Annotated in this window: 24 protein-coding genes; 17 read left to right on the forward strand and 7 right to left on the reverse strand. The window is 38.4% G+C overall.

All coding sequences use genetic code 11. The features are described from left to right. The first annotated feature begins 179 nt into the window (after positions 1-179). The 12 genes from panB (at position 180) to LJY09_RS06900 (ending at position 12,111) form a co-directional block, all read left to right on the forward strand. A complete protein-coding gene (panB, locus tag LJY09_RS06845; RefSeq protein ID WP_028414085.1) occupies positions 180-1,013 on the forward strand; it encodes a 3-methyl-2-oxobutanoate hydroxymethyltransferase in 834 nt (277 codons plus the stop codon). A 1-nt stretch (position 1,014) separates the two neighbouring features. Further along, entirely contained in the window at positions 1,015-1,872 is an 858-nt protein-coding gene (gene panC / locus LJY09_RS06850; RefSeq protein WP_228307621.1) for a pantoate--beta-alanine ligase, read from the forward strand. Then, complete coding sequence (gene panD, locus LJY09_RS06855) at positions 1,873-2,256, forward strand: aspartate 1-decarboxylase (RefSeq protein ID WP_028407965.1); 384 nt, start codon at positions 1,873-1,875, stop codon at positions 2,254-2,256. A gap of 202 nt (positions 2,257-2,458) precedes the next feature. Then, positions 2,459-5,260, forward strand: coding sequence for an ATP-dependent DNA helicase DinG (gene dinG / locus LJY09_RS06860; RefSeq protein WP_228307622.1), 2,802 nt, complete (start codon positions 2,459-2,461; stop codon positions 5,258-5,260). Positions 5,261-5,347: 87 nt separating this feature from the next. After that, positions 5,348-6,145 (forward strand): ComEC/Rec2 family competence protein, encoded by a 798-nt coding sequence (locus tag LJY09_RS06865; protein ID WP_028414082.1) that lies wholly within the window; start codon positions 5,348-5,350, stop codon positions 6,143-6,145. A gap of 188 nt (positions 6,146-6,333) precedes the next feature. Next, positions 6,334-6,504, forward strand: coding sequence for a YpmA family protein (locus tag LJY09_RS06870; protein ID WP_013056102.1), 171 nt, complete (start codon positions 6,334-6,336; stop codon positions 6,502-6,504). 11 nt (positions 6,505-6,515) lie between these two features. Further along, the gene (locus LJY09_RS06875) at positions 6,516-7,004 is read left to right on the forward strand and encodes a cell wall elongation regulator TseB-like domain-containing protein (protein ID WP_013056103.1); all 489 of its coding nucleotides are present in this window, start codon (positions 6,516-6,518) and stop codon (positions 7,002-7,004) included. Positions 7,005-7,137: 133 nt separating this feature from the next. Next, the gene (locus tag LJY09_RS06880) at positions 7,138-8,322 is read left to right on the forward strand and encodes a pyridoxal phosphate-dependent aminotransferase (protein ID WP_098112891.1); all 1,185 of its coding nucleotides are present in this window, start codon (positions 7,138-7,140) and stop codon (positions 8,320-8,322) included. Between the two features lie 155 nt (positions 8,323-8,477). After that, complete coding sequence (gene asnS, locus LJY09_RS06885) at positions 8,478-9,770, forward strand: asparagine--tRNA ligase (protein WP_045293839.1); 1,293 nt, start codon at positions 8,478-8,480, stop codon at positions 9,768-9,770. A gap of 334 nt (positions 9,771-10,104) precedes the next feature. Next, the gene (locus LJY09_RS06890) at positions 10,105-10,812 is read left to right on the forward strand and encodes a DnaD domain-containing protein (protein ID WP_016763459.1); all 708 of its coding nucleotides are present in this window, start codon (positions 10,105-10,107) and stop codon (positions 10,810-10,812) included. A 140-nt stretch (positions 10,813-10,952) separates the two neighbouring features. Beyond that, positions 10,953-11,624, forward strand: a complete 672-nt coding sequence (gene nth, locus LJY09_RS06895; protein ID WP_028414079.1) for an endonuclease III — start codon at positions 10,953-10,955, stop codon at positions 11,622-11,624. Next, positions 11,611-12,111: a YpoC family protein gene (locus LJY09_RS06900; RefSeq protein ID WP_028414078.1), complete on the forward strand. Its 501-nt coding sequence runs from the start codon at positions 11,611-11,613 to the stop codon at positions 12,109-12,111. Before nth ends, LJY09_RS06900 begins: the two co-directional genes overlap by 14 nt. 35 nt (positions 12,112-12,146) lie before the next feature. On the opposite strand, the gene LJY09_RS06905 is transcribed toward LJY09_RS06900, so the two are convergent. After that, the gene (locus LJY09_RS06905) at positions 12,147-14,972 is read right to left on the reverse strand and encodes a transglycosylase domain-containing protein (protein ID WP_028414077.1); all 2,826 of its coding nucleotides are present in this window, start codon (positions 14,970-14,972) and stop codon (positions 12,147-12,149) included. A gap of 63 nt (positions 14,973-15,035) precedes the next feature. After that, positions 15,036-15,635: a Holliday junction resolvase RecU gene (gene recU, locus LJY09_RS06910; RefSeq protein ID WP_028414076.1), complete on the reverse strand. Its 600-nt coding sequence runs from the start codon at positions 15,633-15,635 to the stop codon at positions 15,036-15,038. 73 nt (positions 15,636-15,708) lie between these two features. Between recU and LJY09_RS06915 the strand changes: the two genes are divergently transcribed. Further along, on the forward strand, positions 15,709-16,701 hold the full coding sequence (locus tag LJY09_RS06915) for a DUF2515 family protein (RefSeq protein WP_028414075.1): 993 nt from the start codon (positions 15,709-15,711) through the stop codon (positions 16,699-16,701). An 11-nt stretch (positions 16,702-16,712) separates the two neighbouring features. Here LJY09_RS06915 and LJY09_RS27815 read toward each other — a convergent pair whose 3' ends face one another. Further along, a complete protein-coding gene (locus tag LJY09_RS27815; protein ID WP_016763465.1) occupies positions 16,713-16,814 on the reverse strand; it encodes a hypothetical protein in 102 nt (33 codons plus the stop codon). Positions 16,815-17,041: 227 nt separating this feature from the next. On the opposite strand from LJY09_RS27815, the gene LJY09_RS06920 reads away from it, so the two are divergent. Next, positions 17,042-17,296 (forward strand): hypothetical protein, encoded by a 255-nt coding sequence (locus LJY09_RS06920; RefSeq protein WP_029325131.1) that lies wholly within the window; start codon positions 17,042-17,044, stop codon positions 17,294-17,296. A 45-nt stretch (positions 17,297-17,341) separates the two neighbouring features. Continuing rightward, a complete protein-coding gene (locus tag LJY09_RS06925; RefSeq protein ID WP_013056113.1) occupies positions 17,342-17,692 on the forward strand; it encodes a YppE family protein in 351 nt (116 codons plus the stop codon). A 93-nt stretch (positions 17,693-17,785) separates the two neighbouring features. Here the strand turns inward: LJY09_RS06925 and LJY09_RS06930 are convergent, their stop codons facing one another. Both LJY09_RS06930 and LJY09_RS06935 read right to left on the reverse strand, forming a co-directional pair. Then, positions 17,786-17,956 carry a hypothetical protein gene (locus tag LJY09_RS06930; RefSeq protein ID WP_167387310.1) on the reverse strand — a complete coding sequence of 57 codons (171 nt, stop codon included), beginning with the start codon at positions 17,954-17,956 and terminating at the stop codon, positions 17,786-17,788. 125 nt (positions 17,957-18,081) lie between these two features. Continuing rightward, the gene (locus LJY09_RS06935; RefSeq protein ID WP_013056115.1) at positions 18,082-18,276 is read right to left on the reverse strand and encodes a YppF family protein; all 195 of its coding nucleotides are present in this window, start codon (positions 18,274-18,276) and stop codon (positions 18,082-18,084) included. Between the two features lie 230 nt (positions 18,277-18,506). On the opposite strand from LJY09_RS06935, the gene LJY09_RS06940 reads away from it, so the two are divergent. Continuing rightward, positions 18,507-18,920 (forward strand): YppG family protein, encoded by a 414-nt coding sequence (locus LJY09_RS06940; protein ID WP_028414073.1) that lies wholly within the window; start codon positions 18,507-18,509, stop codon positions 18,918-18,920. 31 nt (positions 18,921-18,951) lie between these two features. Here the strand turns inward: LJY09_RS06940 and LJY09_RS06945 are convergent, their stop codons facing one another. Together LJY09_RS06945 and LJY09_RS06950 are read right to left on the reverse strand one after the other, a co-directional pair. Continuing rightward, complete coding sequence (locus LJY09_RS06945) at positions 18,952-19,098, reverse strand: hypothetical protein (RefSeq protein WP_165573333.1); 147 nt, start codon at positions 19,096-19,098, stop codon at positions 18,952-18,954. Between the two features lie 146 nt (positions 19,099-19,244). Next, complete coding sequence (locus tag LJY09_RS06950; RefSeq protein WP_099330769.1) at positions 19,245-19,637, reverse strand: CotG/ExsB N-terminal domain-containing protein; 393 nt, start codon at positions 19,635-19,637, stop codon at positions 19,245-19,247. A gap of 168 nt (positions 19,638-19,805) precedes the next feature. Between LJY09_RS06950 and LJY09_RS06955 the strand changes: the two genes are divergently transcribed. Further along, entirely contained in the window at positions 19,806-20,894 is a 1,089-nt protein-coding gene (locus LJY09_RS06955; protein ID WP_028414071.1) for a CotH kinase family protein, read from the forward strand. Positions 20,895-20,911 lie beyond the last annotated feature (17 nt).

The following is a 20,911-nucleotide window of genomic DNA, read 5'->3' on the forward strand; positions in this document are numbered from 1 at the left end:
ATAAATCTGCCTTGATCCATTAAGGACTAGGACAGAGGGATGACGCGTAGGTAAGCACATTAGGTAAAGTGTGCTTTTTATAGATGAAGTCTGTCAAAGTCCTTCTTCCTTTTATAGGTAGAAGGGCTTTTTTGTGTGCAGACGTGCGCTCATCTCCTCTGAGAAGGAGGAGAAAGTTAGTGAAAACAAAATTAGATTTTTTACGTATGAAACAAAACAATGAACCAATTGTGATGCTGACTGCGTACGATTATCCGTCAGCTAAGTACGCTGAAGAAGCAGGCGTAGACATGATTTTAGTAGGCGACTCTCTAGGAATGGTCGTTTTAGGATATGACTCTACGATTCCTGTAACGGTAGATGATATGATTCATCATACAAAAGCGGTTAAAAGAGGGGCTAGTGATACATTTATCGTCACCGACATGCCGTTTATGTCCTATCACGTGTCGAAAGAAGACACGATGAAAAATGCTGCTCGCATTATGCAGGAAAGCGGAGCTCATGCTTTAAAAGTAGAAGGTGCAAACGATGTTCTCTATACAATTTCAGAATTGACGCAAGCTGGTATTCCGGCTGTTGCACATCTCGGGTTAACACCTCAGTCTGTCGGTGTTCTGGGCGGTTATAAAGTGCAAGGGAAAGAAGCGAAAGAAGCCAAACAGCTAATCCAAGACGCAATCAAGTGTGAGCAGGCGGGAGCTATTGCTGTTGTATTAGAGTGTGTTCCTAAACAAGTAGCAAAACAAGTAGCTGAACGCTTAAGCATTCCAACAATCGGAATCGGAGCAGGAGCTGAGACGGATGGTCAAGTACTTGTATACCACGATGTATTAACGTACGGCGTAGAGCGTGTGCCCAAATTTGTTCAGTCATTTGCGAAAATAAATGAGCCTATTTCACAAGGGCTTTCTCAGTATGTAAGTGAAGTGAAAAAAAGAGAGTTTCCGAAAGAAGCACATACTTTTTCAATGAAAGAAGAGCAGTTAACGGCACTGTACGGAGGGAAATAAGATGAAAGTCATTACAACAATTAAAGACATGCAGCAGGAGATGAAAAAAGAAAAGCAGCTTGGACGTTCAATTGGATTTGTCCCGACGATGGGCTATTTGCATGAAGGCCATGCTACTCTGCTTGGAGCAGCTCGCACAGAAAATGAAGTAGTGGCGCTAAGTATTTTTGTAAACCCGACTCAATTTGGACCAAATGAAGATTTTGATACGTATCCAAGAGATTTTGAGCGCGATGAGCGCGTGGCAAAAGAAGCTAACGTCGACTATTTATTTTATCCTTCAGTAGAGGAAATGTATAAGTCAAGCCGTTCAGTTGCTATAACCGTGAGAGATCGTGTAGACGTATTGTGTGGACAGAAGCGCCCTGGTCATTTTGACGGAGTAGCCACGGTACTAACAAAGCTTTTTCACATTGTAACCCCAGATCGTGCATACTTTGGTAAAAAAGATGCGCAGCAAGTTGCTGTAGTAGATGGTTTAATTGAAGATTTTAATTTCCCGGTGGAGCTTAGAGCAGTAGATACGGTGAGAGAAGCAGATGGATTAGCTAAAAGTTCTCGTAACGTATATTTAACAGATAAAGAAAGAGAAGAGGCGCCTGTTTTATTTAAGAGTTTACAAAGCGCTCTGCAGCTTCTTGAAGACGGAGAGAAGCAAGTAGAAATGATTAAAGGGACCATTCGAAAAGAAATTGAGCAACATACGAGCGGTAAAGTGGATTATATCGAGGTTTATATGTATCCAGAGCTAAAACCAATTAAGAAAGCCGCTGGAAAAATCATTATCGCTTTAGCTGTTCAATTCTCTAAAGCTCGTTTAATTGATAATGTAATTGTAGACGTACAGGGGGATAACTAAATGTTTCGCACGATGATGAACGCTAAAATACACAGAGCTCATGTAACTGAAGCCAACTTAAATTATGTTGGCAGCATCACCATTGATGAAGATATTATCGACGCAGTAGGAATTGCAGCAAACGAAAAAGTCCAAATTGTAAACAATAATAACGGAGCTCGCTTGGAAACGTACGTGATTCCCGGCGAACGAGGGAGCGGCGTAGTTTGTTTAAATGGAGCTGCTGCAAGACTCGTGCAGCCTGGAGATATCGTCATCATTATCTCTTATGCGCTCGTAGCAAATGAAGAAGTAGCTCACCATCATCCAACCGTAGCGATTATGAATGAGCAGAATAAAATCCAACAATTGCTTAAACAAGAACCAGCTGGTACAATTCTATAAGAACAGTCCCCCTTTATGAGGGGGATTTTTATTTGAATACATACGCTAGTAAGTGAACGGTATAAACCTCTATACACACTAAAGTAAAACTTCTATGTATGAAAGCCTCTCTGTTTTTCACGAGAAGGAGTTGCGCTTTTAAAGCATATAGAGCAGGCTTTCACTTTATACTATAAAAAGACAGACTTGCGAGGTGTTGACCGTGAATAAACGCTTTGTTGTGGTAGATCTTGAAACGACGGGACATTCTCCAAAACAAGGAGATAAAATGATTCAATTTGCTGCTGTCATAGTAGAAGACGGCAAAATTGTTGAACGTTTTTCTAGTTTTTTAAATCCTGGTATGGATATTCCGCCTTTTATTACACAACTAACTAACATTCAAAATGATATGGTGAAAGATGCGCCTTTATTTGAAGAAATTTCACCTAAAATTATAGAATTGCTAGATGATGCTTATTTTGTTGCACATAATGTGGCATTTGATTTAACTTTTTTACAAGAAGAACTCTATCAGTGCGGGATGGAGACGCTTTATAATTCAACCGTGGATACCGTCGAACTGGCCCGGATTCTGCTGCCTACAGTTGATGGGTACAAACTTAGTCAATTAGCTGAGTATTTACATATTGAACATGAAAACCCTCATCAAGCAGATAGTGATGCAGAAGTAACGGCACGTATTTTACTTTTACTAATTGAAAAATTAAAGAAGCTCCCTTTAACAACCTTGAAGCAGCTATACGCGCTAAGCTTACACTTTAAAAGTGAAATTGGAGAACTGATTCAACAAGTTATAGATGATAAAAGTTATGCCGAGGATGATTCTTATGAATTTATACACGGCATTGCGCTAAACAAATATCAGCCGCATTCAGCTAATGAAAAGCAGCACTCTCATACTTACGAAATATTTGAAACTGAAAAGCAAAAGCTGTTCCATCAGGCTCTGCCATTGTTTGAAGAACGAAAAGGGCAGTGGGAGATGATGAACTTTGTACAAGAGTGCTTTGCAGGTAACGAGCATGCTTTAATTGAAGCCGGGACCGGTATTGGTAAAACCTACGCTTATTTAGTTCCTGCCGTGTTTTATGCTTCTGTTCATCACCACCCAGTCATTATCTCAACTAACACGGTAACGCTTCAGCAGCAAATCATCGAAAAAGATGTGCCCATTTTAGAAAAGATTGTGCCGTTTCCTGTCACAGCAGCTGTTTTAAAAGGAAGAGAACATTACATTAGTATAAGAAAATTCATTCAGCTCTTAAAAGAGCGAAATAATAATTACGATGCGATCCTCACAAAAGCGAAGCTGCTTATTTGGCTGACGGAAACGGAAACGGGCGACAGCGATGAAATAAACCTGCCTTCTGGGGGCAAACTTTTTTGGGAACAGCTAAATGAAAGCAATCCGTCTCCAAGTGACTTTAAGCATCCTTGGAAGCTTTATTCTTTTTATGAACGAGCGCAGAACAGAGCGCAAAATGCCCATATAGTAGTGACAAATCATCGCTTGCTGTTGATGGATGTGATGAGTAATCATGAGCTGCTACCTGATTATGAACAAATTATTATTGACGAGGCTCATCACTTAGAAGACATTGCCGGAGAAGAACTGGGAGAGCGCTTAGATTATTTTGCGGTTCATGCGCTATTAAACCGAATCGGAACCATTCAAGACAAAGGGCTGTTAAAAAAAGTTCATCATACGCTTGTAAAATATAGCATCGATCTTAACACTGAACTTCTTCAAAATCTGTTTGTACAGCTTCATTCTGAGTGCGATGACTTATTTCGTTTAATTCATTCTTTTGTCCAAAAAAGAATCGGCAATCAGCAGGGCGAGATTGGAAGAAGCAGCTATCGATATAAAGTGGAAAAAGAGCATGGGCATTACTGGACGGCTATTCAAGAAGCAGCGTCGCGTATTCGTTTTTTAATTCACGATCTTTTTATATGGAATGATGGGGCAAGACATTCCTTTGACGATTTATATGACAAAGTCACAAAAAATGAACAGTCGTCTCTTCATGAATTTCAAACGGCTGTTAAAGGATTTGAGCATATATCTCAGCAAATAGAAAAGCTTTTGTTCAAACAGCAGAGTCATCACGTAACGTGGTTTGAGATTGAACCAAAAGGAGCAGCGAATGCTACGTATATCTATAGTCAGCCTACTTCCATTGCCGATACGCTGGCTGATGAATTTTTCGCCAAGAAACAAAGCGTTATTTTAACATCGGCTACATTGACGGTGAATGGAACATTTGATTATTTAATTCAAGAGCTAGGGTTATATGACTTTCAGCCTGCTCAACTTATTCTCCCTTCCGAGTTTGATTATGAGAAGCAAGCTAGAGTCTATATTCCTCAAGATATGCCTGCTGTTAACGAAGTATCATTATATGAGTATAGCGCTATGATGGCAGAAAGTATTCTTGACGTAGCTAAAGTAACAAATGGTCGTATGCTGGTGCTTTTTACTTCATATGACATGTTGAAAGCTACGTATGGTTATTTAAAAGAGTTAAACGATCTTGAAGAGTTTGTACTGCTCGGCCAAGGAGTCACAACTAGAAATCGTAATAGACTGTTAAAAGACTTCAGTCAATTTGAGCATTCCATTCTTTTGGGTACAAACAGTCTGTGGGAAGGAATTGATTTGCCAGGAGATTTATTATCATGTCTCGTAATAGTCAGACTTCCTTTTTCATCTCCAAATCAACCTCTGTTGACAGCTAAATTTGAGCAGATGAAAAAAGAAGGGAAAAGTCCCTTTATGAATTATTCACTTCCTCAAGCCGTTATCCGTTTTAAACAAGGATTTGGACGGTTGATTCGTTCAAAAAGTGACCGGGGAGCTATATTTATTTTTGATAATCGTATTACGCGAACAGCATATGGATACCATTTCCTTCACTCGCTTCCAAAAGTCCAGGTTGTTCAAAAAACGTTTTCAAATATCTTACTGGACTACAAAGAATGGTGGAATGAAAAGACTTGAGCATAGCTTAAGTCTTTTTTTATGCATACTGTTTCTTCACTTGAGAGACGATAGTAATATACTATGATAAGCAAATGAGGACAGTGTATGATTAAAATATTGCTAAGTGCTGTACTGTTTTTTAGTTTTATGACCTGTTCGGTTTCAGCAGCCGTCATTAAAAACGTAGATTTTGGTTTGCAAGCTGATGAAGTAGTGATCACTTTTCTGCCTCTTTCAGATGGAGAAGCAAGTCTGATTCAAGACGGAAGCGGTGAGGCGATTTTAGTAAATACGGGGAGTGCATCTTCCTATCCCGAGCTAAACAAGTGGCTGCAGCGATATAAAGTAAAAAAAATCAACCAATTAATAATTACGAAACAGCAAAAGTACTATGATTCAAATGTTCAGCGAGCTGTGAAGGATTATCATATAGAGCGTATTATTGTGCCGGCTCAGTACCAGGCGGAATTTCAAACAGAGAAATGGAAAGAAAATGATTTATTTCAGTTAACGGATAATATACACGTTGATGTCTTGCATGCATCGAAGCAAAAAACAGCGGCTATGGATCTATTATTCACGATTGGAGAGCACCGAGTTCTATATGCCATGAGCGGCTCAGATGAAGTAGAGGAAAAGTTTTTACGCATTCCCCTTACTCATGTAGATATATTGAAAATTCCTAATTTTGGAGAGGGAACGTTTTTTTCGAATACATTTTTGAAGCAATTAGATATACAGCTTGCCGTTGCGTTTACGAAACCAGGGCGTTCCTATTCCCCTCGACTGCTTTCAAATTTAACAGCTGAATGGATTGAATTATATGACGTAAGAGAGGGGAGCGCTTACTCTATTAAAATGGCGCTAAAATCCTATGATGTGATGAAATTTTCTGCAAAATAAACAAATTTCCTTTTGCAAAAAGAGGTAAATTCCTTATAATATTATATATGTTTACTTATTTATTCGGTTTTTACGTAAAACGTACAGGCTGGATTGATGAGTGAAAAAGATGACGATGGTTTTTGATACCTGTTATAATACGGATATCGTCATTTTTGCGTCGTGATAGACGAGCTAGGAGGTTTACAATGGAAAGCAGGATTGAAGTATTATCAACTGTCCGCGTGGAAAATTCCTCGGATTTATATAAAATTGTTGATAGTTTGAATCGCACGTTGAAAAAGCAAGATTTGATGTTCGGATTAGCGTTAGATGAAGAAGATCAAAGCAAAGCTGTATTTACAATTTATCGTACATAAGTAGGGATTTTATGAAAAAGTTAATTATTGTAGCGGTCGCTGCTGTGCTTTTAATTATCGGAGGCATTTCTTTTAGCATTTATCACTCGTCTGTGAAGGATGTTCAGTCTGCTGAGGAAAAAGCAGCATCCCAAGCAAAAAAAGAATTTAATTTGAAATCTGTCACAAGCACCCAGCCATATTTCGGCAATCATGCATTTTATGTAGTAGAAGGTACAAACCGAAGCAATCAAAAGGTAATTGCTTGGATGCCTAAAAGCAAAAAACAAACAGCTGTTTTAAAGAAAGCAAGCAGCGGGATCACAAAAGAGAAAGCCATTTCCATTGTGAAAAATGATAAAAATCCGCAGGAAATTAAGTCGGTGCGCCTAGGCATTGAAAATAAAAAGCCGCTGTGGGAAGTAACATATGTGGATAAAGATAAGAAACATTTAACATACTATTATCTTGATTTCTCTAGCGGTGAATTTATAAAACGATACAGCTTATCTCAATCATAAATCGTTTATACCATATGAAATACCATATGTGTCATAATATAAGATTTCAGCGCTTTATGAAAATGAAGCCAATTTTTTAGCTATAATCAGCCTGCGGGCTGATTATAGCTTTAGTTCATAGGGGGAGATTTTAGTGAAGTTAGCAAAACGTGTATCAGCATTAACGCCATCATCAACATTAGCGATTACAGCAAAAGCGAAAGAATTAAAAGCGGCTGGTCATGATGTGATTGGACTTGGAGCAGGGGAACCTGATTTTAATACGCCGCAGCACATTTTAGAAGCGGCTGTTACGGCAATGAATGATGGTCAGACAAAATATACGCCAGCAGGCGGTCTTGCACCATTAAAAGAAGCGGTAATTGAAAAATTCAAACGCGATCAAGGCCTGACGTATTCACCTTCTGAAATTATTGTTTGTACAGGTGCTAAGCACGCACTGTATACGTTATTTCAAGTTCTGTTAGACGAAGGTGACGAAGTAATTATCCCAACTCCTTACTGGGTAAGTTATCCTGAGCAAGTAAAGTTAGCAGAAGGTACACCCGTATTCGTTGAAGGTTCTGAAAATAACGAATTTAAAATCACACCTGAACAATTAGAAGCGGCTATTACTGCTAAAACCAAAGCTGTTATTATCAATTCACCAAGCAACCCAACGGGTATGATTTACACAAGAGAAGAGCTTCAAGCTTTAGGAGAAGTTTGCTTGAAGCACGATATTTTTATCGTATCAGATGAAATTTATGAAAAGCTTGTGTATGGTCAAAATGAACATGTATCGATTGCACAGCTTTCACCAGCGTTAAAAGAAAAAACAATTATCATTAACGGTGTTTCTAAGTCACATTCCATGACGGGCTGGCGCATTGGATATGCAGCTGGTGATGCTACAGTTATTAAAGCAATGACAAACCTAGCGAGTCACAGCACGTCAAATCCAACATCTATTGCTCAATATGCAACAATTGCTGCTTATAACGGCACTCAGGAGCCGGTGGAAATGATGCGACAAGCTTTTGAAGAGCGTCTAAACGTGATTCATGAAAAGCTGATTAACATTCCAGGGTTCTCATGCTTAAAACCGCAGGGTGCTTTCTACTTATTCCCTAATGCAATTGAAGCTGCAAAATTCACTGGTTTTGATACAGTTGATGCATGGGTAGAAGCTATTTTAGAAGAAGAGAAGGTAGCCCTAGTTCCTGGATCAGGATTCGGTTCACCTGAAAACGTACGTCTTTCTTATGCTACATCACTAGATCTGCTAGAAAAGGCATTGGAACGAATTCAATCATTCATGACTCGTCATATGAAATAAAAAAGATTATATTTAAAAATAAAAGAGCCTTTTAGCACAAATCACACGTGTTAGAAGGCTCTTTTTGTTTGTTACTTGTTATTATGTTTGTCGAAATGTATAATAGGATGGCATACATAATTACGAAATGTAAGTTTTTTGGAGGGATATTAATCGTGAAAATTACGATTTCAGAAGCAAGCAAGCATGTAGGAAAAGAAGTAACAATTGGTGCTTGGTTAGCGAATAAACGTTCAAGTGGTAAAATTGCCTTTTTACAGCTGCGCGATGGATCAGGATTCATGCAAGGGGTAGTTGTAAAAGCTGAAGTAGAAGAAGAAACTTTTAAATTAGCTAAGTCTATGACGCAAGAATCATCACTATATGTAACAGGTGTAGTACGTGAAGATGAGCGCTCACCGTTTGGCTATGAGTTAACAGTTACAAGCCTTGAAGTTATTCATGAAGCTGTTGATTATCCAATTACGCCGAAAGAACATGGAACAGAGTTCTTAATGGATAACCGTCATTTATGGCTGCGTTCTAAACGTCAACATGCTGTTATGAAGGTTCGTAACGAAATCATTCGTGCAACGTATGAATTCTTTAACGAAAACGGGTTTACAAAAGTAGATCCTCCAATCCTAACAGGAAGTGCTCCTGAAGGAACAACAGAATTATTCCACACGAAATATTTTGACGAAGATGCATATCTTTCTCAAAGTGGACAGCTTTATATGGAAGCAGCAGCAATGGCGCTTGGAAAAGTATTTTCATTCGGTCCAACGTTCCGCGCTGAAAAATCTAAAACACGCCGTCATTTAATTGAGTTTTGGATGATTGAACCAGAGATGGCTTTCTACCAATTCGAAGATAACTTGAAAGTACAGGAAGAGTATGTGTCTCATGTCGTACAGTCTGTTTTAACAAACTGTAAGTTAGAGTTAAATGTACTAGGCCGTGATACATCTAAGTTAGAACAAATTAAAGCGCCATTCCCTCGTATTTCGTACGATGAGGCTCTTAAATTCTTACATGAAAAAGGATTTACAGACATTCAGTGGGGAGATGACTTTGGAGCACCGCATGAAACGGCTATCGCAGAAAGCTATGACAAGCCGGTATTCATTACACACTATCCAACGTCATTAAAACCATTTTATATGCAGCCAGATCCAACAAATGAAGACGTAGTATTATGTGCAGACTTAATCGCACCAGAAGGCTACGGAGAAATCATTGGAGGCTCTGAACGTATTCATGATCAAGAGCTTTTAGCTCAGCGTGTAGAAGAGCACAAATTAGATACAGAAACATACAAGTGGTATTTAGAGCTTCGTAAGTATGGCTCAGTTCCACATTCAGGATTTGGTTTAGGCCTTGAGCGTACAGTAGCATGGATTAGCGGCGTAGAACACGTTCGTGAAACGATTCCATTCCCACGCTTATTAAACCGTTTATACCCGTAAGGAAGTGAAAAAGTATTCTGACTCCTGTAGTCAGGATACTTTTTTAGCTTTTTTTATGAATCATAAAAAGAAAAGAAAAACGAGGTTTTTACTTATATCACAAGGAAACAACGGCAAACATAGAAGAGAGTCTAACTTAAAACGGAGTTGCAATTCTCGAAAAAATAAGTTAGTGTAATATTCTTGGAAGGAAGTCATCGTTCGTATATATTTTATATGTGCAGAGCAATGGTACGGTTTCAGCGGAAAGTTTTACATAGAAGCTTTTTAGCTTCGAATAATTATTACTTTGACTATAAACTTCATGATATACTAACTACTGAGGTGTTCGGATATGAAAAAAGAAACGTTAATTGAATGGTTTGAACAAGGCACAGTTTCAATTCCGAAGCTGCTGTTTAATCACTATAGCGATTTGGGAATGAACGAAACGGAATTCATGACGTTAATGCATATTTATGTTTCCATTGAAGGCGGTGAAGGTTTCCCGACACCTAACGAATTGGCGGCAAAAATGAGTATTTCAAGTGCTGTGTGTATGGATACGCTGCGAGCATTAATTCAGCGCGGCTTTTTATCTATTGAGCAAGATCAACAGCAAAACGCCCTTATTTGTGAACGTTATTCATTAAAACCGCTTTGGGAAAAGCTTATTCATCATATGATGCAAGAAACAAGAGAAGTAGAAAAAAGCGAAGAAGAACAAGAAGAGCTTAATTTATATACAATGTTTGAAAAAGAGTTTGGCAGAGCATTGTCTCCGTTTGAATGCGAAACGCTAGCGATGTGGATTGATCAAGATCATCATGACCCCATTATTATTAAAGCGGCACTAAGAGAGTCGGTGATGTCTGGAAAATTAAACTTCCGGTATATTGATCGTATTTTATTCGAATGGAAGAAAAATGGCATTCAGACCATTGATCAAGCCCGCAAGCATAGCCAAAAATTTCGTCAAAATCAACAGCCCAAAAAACTATCTTCTGTTAACCCTTCTCAGTCTACATCAGCCATTCCTTTTTTTAACTGGCTAGAGCAATGACAGGATAAAAAGCTGCTTCAAGATCCAAGTAATTGAATCTTGAAGCAGCTTTTTTAAAAGAATGTGGACAAAAGTAGCATTTGACAAGAACCCTATTGTAAAATAGGGGGGAACTACCTGTAAGAAGAAGGAGAACTAGTATGTTAACGTTAAAACAAATCAGACAGTGCCTAGATGCTATGGCAGAAATGTTTCCTGACGCTCACTGTGAGTTAAATCATCGGAATCCCTTTGATTTAGTCATTGCTGTGGCGCTATCTGCTCAGTGCACAGATGCTTTAGTCAACCGCGTAACAGCGGATTTATTCAAGAAATATCAAACGCCTGAAGACTATTTAGCCGTTTCGTTGGAAGAGCTGCAGCAAGATATTAGATCAATCGGCTTATATAGAAATAAAGCTAAAAACATTCAAAAGCTCTGCCGTATGCTCATTGATGAATACGGAGGAGAAGTTCCGAAAGATCGTGATGAGCTGACCAATCTTCCGGGAGTAGGGCGTAAGACGGCTAATGTTGTTGTATCCGTAGCTTTTGGAGTACCGTCAATAGCCGTAGACACGCATGTAGAACGTGTAAGTAAACGCCTTGGGATTTGCAGGTGGAAAGATTCCGTTTTGGAAGTAGAAAAAACGCTGATGAGAAAAATTCCGAAAGATGAATGGTCCGTTACGCATCATCGACTTATCTTCTTTGGACGCTATCACTGTAAAGCACAGTCTCCTCAATGTCATGTCTGCCCGCTTCTTGATCTTTGCCGAGAAGGAAAGAAACGAATGAAAGGAAAAGAGAAGAAGACAGATGTTACCGATTGAAGTGCCGTCACATTTCATATGCGAACCATTTTATTCAAAAGAAGATCGGGTTCTTGAAGTAGATAAAAAAAATGGAAGAAATTATTTTGCTTATGATATTTTATACGATGTACATAAAGAAACGAAAACACCTTGGAGGGATGTTCAAAAGAACATACGGCCATTTTTTGAAAAGTGGGAAACTCAAAGGGAAGAACTGCATACGCTTTTTTCTCAGCGAAAAGCAAAAGAAGCAGCGCCTTGTATGAAACAAGCTGCTGCTATGTATATTAGTTTACTGTTTTGGATTAATGGACAGCCCGTTAGGCGTTTAAATCGGCTGCAAGAAGACATAGCGGACCTAACCTATAAGCCTATTAACTGTGCTGAGAGACTTATGTTTTTGCTGCAGCGAGTTTCTTCTTATCAAGCGTATATTCAGCTGACAGAATTATTTAATGAGCTGCGTAAGCAGTATGCAAAAATGCTTATTCTTCACAAGAAATAAAGCCCCTACACGTGTAGGGGCTTTTTACTGCTACGTTAATTTTCAGTTGTTGGCTCTTGCTGCGGTGTAGCAGGTGTTGACGGCGTCGATGGTGTAGCAGGAGTTTGTGGTGTTTGACTTCCTGAGTCACTTCCACCGTTGTCTGCTGGAGGAGGAGTTGTGCCTCCGTTATTATTGTTGTTATTACCATCGTTAGTATTGCCGCTATCGTTATTGTTATTATCGGTATTGCCGTTATTACCGCTATTGCTACCGTCACTATTGCTGCCATTATTGCTGTTTTGGTTATCATCCGGCTTAGTAGATGAATCGTCACCTTGATCAGAGCCGTTGTTTTGATCAGTGTTGCTATTGTCTTCATTTTGATTATCGTCCGTTGTTCCGTCATCTTCAGGCTTAGTAGAATTATCTTCGGTAGCTTGATCTGATGAATCAGGGACTTTTACAGAAGAACTAGCGCTTTCGCCCGTATTTGTTGTTACGGTGAAACTATACGTTGCGCCTGCTGCTGGATTGGAAATTGTTTTTCCACCGGCTCCTGCGCCAGATGCGAGTTGTTCAGAACCGTTAGGAGATGACATTGTGACTGTAAAGGTCGTATCACTGGCTGCGTTTGACGCTGACCAGTTAACTGAAATTGCTCCTCCGCTATACGAAGCAGTAATTTTGGGCTTCACATCTTTATTGTCTTTTTTCTCTTTTTTGTCCTCTTTTTTATCTTCTTTCTTTTCTTCTTTTTCTTTCTTCACAAACGTTTGAGATACTTTTGTCGGTGCAGTGCCGCGCACAAAGTATTCTTTCGTAATTAGGCTCGAAGGAGTAGAGCCGCTTGGGCGTTTTAAGTCTTTGCCCGTTGGTTTTTCCACGGAACGTTCAACTACGCTGTCCGGCTGCTTGAAACTTCCTTTAGGTTTGCCTTCAGAAATATGAGTAATAACATGCTTAAAGATATTTTTTGCCATGCCTGTTTCATTAGGACTTAAAATATAGCCGTCTTTAGCAGTTTCATAGCCTGTCCATACGGAAATCGTATAGTTTGGCGTAAATCCATTAAACCAAACGTCTTTTTCACCAGCGTCTGGAATATTGTATCGTTGCTTTTCTGCAGCACTAAAGTTCGAAGTTCCCGTTTTACCCGCAATTTCTAATCCTGGTGTACGAACAGCACGAGCTGTACCATATGATTCGTTTACAACAGATTTCATCATGTCCGTCATCATAAATGCCGTGTAATCTTGCATTGCGCGTTTTGGTTTTGGCGTTAAATCAATTTCTGTTCCATCAGGGAATTTTACCTTTGTCACCGTATGCGGTGCATTGTACATACCTTCATTTGCAAAAGCACTATAGGCTCCAGCCATTTGTAGAGGTGTAACACCTGTACGGAAGCCTCCGATAGAATAAGATTCAGAATAAGCTTCGCCGTCTTCTTCATCTAATTTTAGCCCAAGGCCTGTAGCGAACTCTTTTGCTTTGTCCGCACCGGTTGCTTGGAACGCTTTTAAAGCAGGGATGTTCAGTGAACGTCCTAAAGCTTCACGCGCTGAAACCCAACCTTTATAGTTGCGTCCAAAATTTCGGATTGGCGTGCCGTTTGAATAATGATATTCTTCATCTTTTAGCGGTTGTCCAGTAGACCACTTTAAGTTCTCAATCGCTGGACCGTAATCTAAGATCGGCTTAATTGTTGAGCCGGGCTGACGTCTCATATTTGTTGCAAAGTTTAAGCCGCCTGATACACGATTACGTCCGCCTCCAATTGCTTGAATACCGCCTGTTTCATTATCTACAACGACAAGACCTGCTTGGAATTTATCGTTCGGGAAGTTGACTACTTTGTTATTCATCACATCATCCACATAGTCCTGAGCATTCGTGTCAAGCGTTGTATAAATTTCTAAGCCCGCAGAAAATGGATCCGCGTCTGTTTTCTTTTTTACTTCCTCGATTACTTGATCAATAAATACATCGTACTTAGATGTTGATTCAGTTTGTTTAGCTAAGTGAGCCTGTACATCTACTTGTTTTGCTTTGTCGGCCTCGGCTTGTGTAATGAAGCCGTTTTTAGCCATTAAGTTTAATACTGTGTTACGGCGTTTAGTAGCATTCTCTGGGTTTGTAACTGGGTTATAAGTAGTTGGCGCTTTTGGTAAGCCTGCCAACATAGCAGCTTCATCAAGAGTTAAATCTTTTACGCTTTTAACTCCGTAAAATTTCTCAGCTGCTCGTTCAATACCGTATACTTCACCTGATGCGAAATATATTTTGTTTAAATACATTTCAAGAATTTGTTGTTTCGAATATTTGCGCTCAAGCTGGTAAGCTAACCACATTTCTTGTACTTTACGTTTAACCGTCTTCTTTGGTGATAAGAACGAATTCTTTACCACTTGCTGAGTAATCGTACTACCGCCCTCAGCACCGAAGCCGTCTTTAAAGTTCGCCATTAATGCTCCACCAATACGGTAAAAGTCGACGCCGTGATGTTTATAAAAACGAACGTCTTCCGTAGCGATAAATGCGTTTTTGACGACTTGAGGGATTTCATCGTATTGCACATATGTACGTTTTTGAGCTCCAATTTCTTTTACAACTGTCTTTCCATCGTTTGCATATACTTTAGATGAAAAAGAGTTTTTTAATACCGAGTCATCAACTTTTGGAGCATCGCTTATCATAGCAAAAAAAGTTCCCACTCCGGCAATGAGCCCGATGATTCCTATCAGTAAAACTGCGGCAACAATTTTACGAAATAGGCCTCCTTTTTTCTTCTTTTTCGGTTTTCCTTGAGATTTACCTTCTGGTTTGTTGTCATTCATAGCTCTTCGTCGTTCTTCACGAGAGCGATAATTATCTGACATAAAAACTCCTACCTTTCAACGCATTGTAAGAGAATGATTTCCGTAAACATATATATCATACTCTTAAAAGTATAATTTATCTATAGTTTTTATGTAATCGATTCTCGGATGGTAACCAAGTTCGATGAAATGTCCTTTTTTTTCAATATCTGCCTTAGGGATTGATTTTCGTCCATCTTTTTTCATGGAATCCCAGTAAGGAAAAAGGAACTGTGCTTCGAACAAGTATATTTCTTGTAAAGTAGAGAACATTAATATAACGAAACAAACCCCGTTTTGTTTCACAATTTGCTTCATATGTTCAATTTGATGTTCATGAAAATTACGCAGAGGAAATGAGGTTTTATTTCTCGTTTCTTTTGCTTCAAAGTCAAGGTGTTTTCCTTTATAGACGCCATTATAATCTGTAGTAGAAGCCTGTTTAAAATAAGCTTCTTTGATAACAGCGGCACTTCTCTTCGGATAGTCTACTTTTACAATTTGAACAGGGGTTGGTTTTTTGTGAACAATGGCTATTCCTTTTGAAACATAGTATTCGTTTGTTTCGTTTAAATCGTCCTCCAGCGTCATACCACGATTGCTATAGCTAGGTTCTAGCTTTTTAGGGGAAGGACTGCTGGTATTCAATGGCTTATAGGCCTTTCCGTTAGGATAGCGAATCATAACCATCACTCCTTTAGTGTAAATCTATTAAACAAACAAATTCTATTATACCAAATCCTACAAATAAAAATAGATGAAAGAAGATGAAGAGATGTCACTCAATAGTTCGGAACAAGCGCTGTTGACGGCGATTAAAAAAACAACAGACAAGCTGAATATTGATAATATATCAAGAACCCAAGCTTATGCAACTTTTTATCATAGATATCCTGAAGTAAAGTGGGCATTTCTCGCAAGTATGGTATCCCGAAACGCAGGGTGGAATATGTGTGATTTGCAAGGGGAAATCATGAAAAAAGCGTTATCAAAGCAAACGCGCGATTTATTATTTTTGACGTATGAAAGAGCAAATTGGCTTATTTTCAAAGATGCCTTCCCGCAATTACTATTGTATGCTGTTTCGCGTAAAAAACATGTCTCTTACCTTCATTTACTTCCCTATTTAAATGTTTCATCTTTTATCGAAGGAAAGTGGAGGCAATTTATGCAGAAACCTTGTGAACTGGAGCTTATTTATGCGTTAATCGTGAATGAGCAGCACGTTATTCAAAAGCCTGTCATTGAACAGCCTTTTTATCAAGATAAAGTATTTAAAAGTATGTTGTTTTTTTTTCAAGATATATTCCACTTTAGCTCCGTCCTTTTTCCTACTACAAAAGGGGAGCTATACGGTTGTTCTGTTCATGATTTTACAAAAGTAAATAACCGGATTGGTTTGGGGAAGAAATTAGCGGCTTTATTATTTCATGAAAAGTATTATCCCTTGTTTTATGAATTTTCTTTGAAAACAAAGCATACGGGGTCGAGATACGATTATGAGCAGTATTTTGTGGATGAAACCAGTTGTACACCTGCACTTCGAAAGGTGTATCCGGTTATTAGACATCATGAAAAAAAGAGAGAAAAGTGGTTTTTAACAAAAAAAGAGGAACAAAAGCTCATGAAAAAGCCGCATTTTCCAAAGAAAGTTCATTTTACAAAGTGGTATCTTCAAAAGCAAAAGCAGCTGCATATATTAATGAAAGTAGCGCAAGTAGTTAATGTAAATAAAAACGGTCACAAGTGACCGTTTTGTTCTTAAGTAGAAGGCTGGTTAGGACCGTTTAACTTTTTAGGATCACCGTAGGTTTTTGTTTCAGGCTTATTTTTAGGCTGTGATTTTTGCTGTTTGTTGGCCATGTCTAGGCACCTCCTATCGTGTTGTAATGAACGTTCAGCAGCAGAATGTATCTCCTTAGCTGAAATGTCTATACTAGTGTTTTCAATATGTTCTCTTTCGATTCACCATAAATGAAAATGTCGAAAACATCTTTCTTTGACGAATAGAAACTAGTTTTGTCATGTGTGAAGGGACATTGAATAAAAAAGAGAATACGTTATACAAAGGAAAATTTGGAGGGATGGCGATGAAACAAAGTATGGTTAAAACAAGCGAAATGATGACTTTATTAGATAGCTTACTAGAGCAAGTAGATCTAGTGGATAAAACGATGTCTACATCTATAAATGAAGCATTTACACATTGTGAAGAAACATATATGGAACAAGTTCATCGCATTGACCAATCGCTGCAAGAAATTGAAGTAGCTGTGTATGAAAGCATGCCTTCCGAAACAGAATGGAGTAGAAGCCGAAGAGAAATGGTTCTTCATACAGTATAAAGATTGTTTATGTTACAATAGTCATCGTAGAGGTGACGAATAACGATGAATGAAGATGTGAAAAAAAGTACGGAAATCATGTTTCAATATAATGAAGTAGCTGTAGAACGATTAGCGTCTATTCAACAGGAAGAAAATTATGAAGTGAAATTTTTTGAAGAAGTAAAACCTTATGGAGATATTTTCTTCAAAGAACTTGATGAATGGGCTAGTCTCGTAACGGAATGGCTGAAGAAAGAGCGACCAAAATATATTCATGTTAATCAAGTAGAGACGTTAAAAGAAAATTTACAAAACGTTGTACTACAGTCATTTTATCCCGAGACGCGAGAAAAGCGATTTAAAAAGATGTATCACTCAAATAAGTATGTGCTCGAGTCGATATTGAATAATTAATCCCGGCCTTCCGTTGAGACTTATAAGGTGGGGATTTTCTATGTATGCCTAAAGAGAAAACTCTTTAGGCATTTTATCATTATCAATAAAAAGTTAATCAAAATCTTTTTGTGATTGGATAGAAACAGCTGGGTGATCTTGTGAAGCAACTGTATCGATATGATAATCAACTTTTTCGGTATGTTTAGAAGCAACGGCGTTATTTGTTTTATTTACTGCACCTTGTCCTTGTTTTTTATGATCAAAATGTTTTCCACGACTCATGAAATAAACCTCCTTTATTGAATACTACGTTAAAGCCTTTATAGTATAAACAAGTCAAAAAAGAAGTATGTGTCCACTTTATAGGAAACAAAGAAACCACCGATTTCTCAGTGGTAGTAAAAAAATTAATCATCTTGTGCACTAAAATCAGGCTTAGTAGCTCCAATTTGTTCGAGTTCACGTACAGCGGCTTTGTAATTCATAGGAGTTAAAAAACCTTTTAAATACTGCTGCTGAGCAAAATCGAGTAATTCATTACTTGACTGCGGCTCATATTGTTTCACCGCAATAAAAGCTTCTTGAAGTTCGTTCACATACATGTAAATTCCCTCCTAATCCCCATTTGTGCCACTACGTATAGGTAGTATCACTTGTTCTTATCGTACCATATATTTAAATAATCTCGTTTTTTTGAAAAATTTAAACTTTCGACAGAAACCTACATATTTTTGAATGCGTTCCCCAAAAGTACAAGTAGACGAACGTCACCTCTTATTTCTGCATACATACTATATATTATGTAATATTAAAAAGGAGGTATTGATTTTGCATGTATACAAGTAAGCACTATCCGTATTATGAGCAACATCAACCAGAACGTTTTGATTTAAGTCAGGTACATCCATTTCCACAGTATCACCAGCAGCCATGGACGGAAGCTTATATGCCGCAACATCCGTACGCTCAGCAACAAATGCCTTTTGGCCCTCAGCAAATTCCCTATATGAACGGAATGTACCAGCAGCCCATGTACAACAATGCAGGTGCGCCTTTTAATCCATATCCTAAAGGTCAGCAGCAAAAGCCTCAGCCATCTCAATTTCAGTCATTAATGTCTCAGTTTAAATCGAGTGATGGCAATTACGATATGAACAAAATGATGAATACTGCGGGACAGATGATGGGAGCCATGAACCAATTAACATCCTTAGTAAAAGGGTTTTCCGGGATTTTCAAAGTATAAGGACTAGAAGTTATTTTCTAGTCCCAGCTTATTATTTTTTCTGTTGATTTTTCAAATAGTTTTCTCCAAGAAGTGCAAATACTTCATTGTAGGTTAGTCCAGACTGCGCATTTAAACGTTTGATCTCTTCGACATCTGTTGTTGATGAAGTTGAAATTTGATGTTTGTTTTTTTTCATAAAACCTCTCCTTTTCTATGTAAAATGAATAACGCTTCATCTTAGTATATTTCCAAATGTTCCTCTTCTATAAGTGGAAAAAAACGCCGAAGACACTCATGGCTCTTCGGCGTTTTTTTTTCAATAAAGATGAGTGTTTAGGGAAATTAAGAACGGCGAGAACGACGAGAGCGGCGAGTAGAACGACGAGAGCGGCGAGTAGAACGACGAGAGCGGCGAGTAGAACGGCGAGAACGGCGAGTAGAACGGCGAGAACGGCGAGTAGAACGACGAGAGCGGCGAGTAGAACGGCGAGAACGGCGAGTAGAACGACGAGAGCGACGAGTAGAACGACGAGAGCGACGAGTAGAACGGCGAGTGCCGCGAGAAGAGCGACGAGTACCGCGAGTAGAACGGCGGCTACTGCGGCCAGTGCTACGAGAAGAGCGACGCTTTCTTGTTAGTGGACCAGCAGTTGGCTCTTGAAACATAAAAGATTTCAGTTCTGTACATTCTAGGGCTTCAGCAGCTTCTTTAATTTTTTCAGGTGTAATATGCAATACAAAAACCTCCTTGTCAATTGGACTAGGTCTTGCATTAATAGAATACGCGCTAATGCTTGTCCTTGATATGAGTCAAAAGTGGAGTTTGCGCAAATAGTTGATGCTGCGGGGTATCATGGAGAATTTACCCTTCATATACTTTAATAATTGAAGAAAGGTGGTCGAATCATGAATCAAAAAGAAATCCCTCAATACGCTCTGTTTGTAAATGTAAAAGATTTAAAGGAAATGCAAAAAGATATTTGGTCAGAAGAAGCGGTTCAGGCAACGATGAAGTTTAACAAAAAACGCTACGATATTGATTTGCTGCTAAGAGGCTCCCACATTCGGAAGATGAAGAAAAAGTCATATTATATTGAATTTTATTCTCCAAAAATATTTCAGCGCGCCAAAGAAATACACCTAAACGCCGAATACAAAGATCCATCGCTTATGCGCAACAAATTGTCTCTCGATTTTTTCTCCTCTTTAGACGTTTTATCTCCTCACTCTCAGTTTGTCACTCTTAAAATTAATGGGAAAAATGAAGGAATATATCTTCAGCTCGAATCGGTAGATGAACTATTTTTGAAAAAAAGAAATTTAGCGGATGGATCCATATTTTATGCAGTGGACGGAGATGCTAATTTTTCTTTGATGAGCGATTTGGATAAAAGGCCGAAAACAACTTTGTTATCTGGATATGAAAATAAAGCAGTGAGAGAAGGGGATGCGGAAAAATTAGAAAAGTTTATATTTAATCTTAATACGTGGACAAATACAGAATTCGAACAGAATATTGAGAAGTACTTGAACGTCGACCGCTACTTATCTTGGTTAGTCGGTATTATTTGTATGCAGAATTACGACGGTTTTGTCCATAACTATGCCTTCTATCTAAATCATGAAAGCGGGCGCTTTGAACTGATTCCATGGGATTATGATGCAACTTGGGGAAGAGATGTAAATGGAAAAGTAATGGAAGGAGACTATGTCCGCGCACAAGGATTTAATACGCTTACAGCTCGCTTACTGGCGGTGAACAGCATTAAAAAGCGATATATTCAAAAAATGAACAATGTTCTAAATAATCAATTTACGATAGAATACATGAAACCAATCATTTATCAACTGCATGAGTATATTGCTCCTTATGTATTAAAAGATCCTTACGTAAAAGATAACTTGGAGCAATTTTATAAAGAACCCGAATTTATGCTGTCTTTTATAAAAGAACGAACAGCGTATATTAAAAATAACATTTTGACTTTTTAAAAAGAGATAGATTTATA

This window comes from Priestia sp. J2 (assembly GCF_020790095.1).
Lineage (GTDB): Bacteria > Bacillota > Bacilli > Bacillales > Bacillaceae_H > Priestia > Priestia zanthoxyli.

Coding starts and splice junctions, on each gene's coding strand:
- LJY09_RS27815 (WP_016763465.1), bottom strand. CDS start 16,814: ATGGCCAACAAACAGCAAAAATCACAGCCTAAAAATAAGCCTGAAACA.
- LJY09_RS06915 (WP_028414075.1), top strand. CDS start 15,709: ATGAAAGAAGATGAAGAGATGTCACTCAATAGTTCGGAACAAGCGCTG.
- LJY09_RS06900 (WP_028414078.1), top strand. CDS start 11,611: ATGTTACCGATTGAAGTGCCGTCACATTTCATATGCGAACCATTTTAT.
- LJY09_RS06935 (WP_013056115.1), bottom strand. CDS start 18,276: ATGTATGTGAACGAACTTCAAGAAGCTTTTATTGCGGTGAAACAATAT.
- recU (WP_028414076.1), bottom strand. CDS start 15,635: ATGATTCGCTATCCTAACGGAAAGGCCTATAAGCCATTGAATACCAGC.
- LJY09_RS06930 (WP_167387310.1), bottom strand. CDS start 17,956: ATGAGTCGTGGAAAACATTTTGATCATAAAAAACAAGGACAAGGTGCA.
- LJY09_RS06875 (WP_013056103.1), top strand. CDS start 6,516: ATGAAAAAGTTAATTATTGTAGCGGTCGCTGCTGTGCTTTTAATTATC.
- LJY09_RS06920 (WP_029325131.1), top strand. CDS start 17,042: ATGAAACAAAGTATGGTTAAAACAAGCGAAATGATGACTTTATTAGAT.
- LJY09_RS06945 (WP_165573333.1), bottom strand. CDS start 19,098: ATGAAAAAAAACAAACATCAAATTTCAACTTCATCAACAACAGATGTC.
- LJY09_RS06870 (WP_013056102.1), top strand. CDS start 6,334: ATGGAAAGCAGGATTGAAGTATTATCAACTGTCCGCGTGGAAAATTCC.
- LJY09_RS06925 (WP_013056113.1), top strand. CDS start 17,342: ATGAATGAAGATGTGAAAAAAAGTACGGAAATCATGTTTCAATATAAT.
- nth (WP_028414079.1), top strand. CDS start 10,953: ATGTTAACGTTAAAACAAATCAGACAGTGCCTAGATGCTATGGCAGAA.
- panC (WP_228307621.1), top strand. CDS start 1,015: ATGAAAGTCATTACAACAATTAAAGACATGCAGCAGGAGATGAAAAAA.
- panD (WP_028407965.1), top strand. CDS start 1,873: ATGTTTCGCACGATGATGAACGCTAAAATACACAGAGCTCATGTAACT.
- LJY09_RS06940 (WP_028414073.1), top strand. CDS start 18,507: ATGTATACAAGTAAGCACTATCCGTATTATGAGCAACATCAACCAGAA.
- LJY09_RS06890 (WP_016763459.1), top strand. CDS start 10,105: ATGAAAAAAGAAACGTTAATTGAATGGTTTGAACAAGGCACAGTTTCA.
- LJY09_RS06865 (WP_028414082.1), top strand. CDS start 5,348: ATGATTAAAATATTGCTAAGTGCTGTACTGTTTTTTAGTTTTATGACC.
- LJY09_RS06905 (WP_028414077.1), bottom strand. CDS start 14,972: ATGTCAGATAATTATCGCTCTCGTGAAGAACGACGAAGAGCTATGAAT.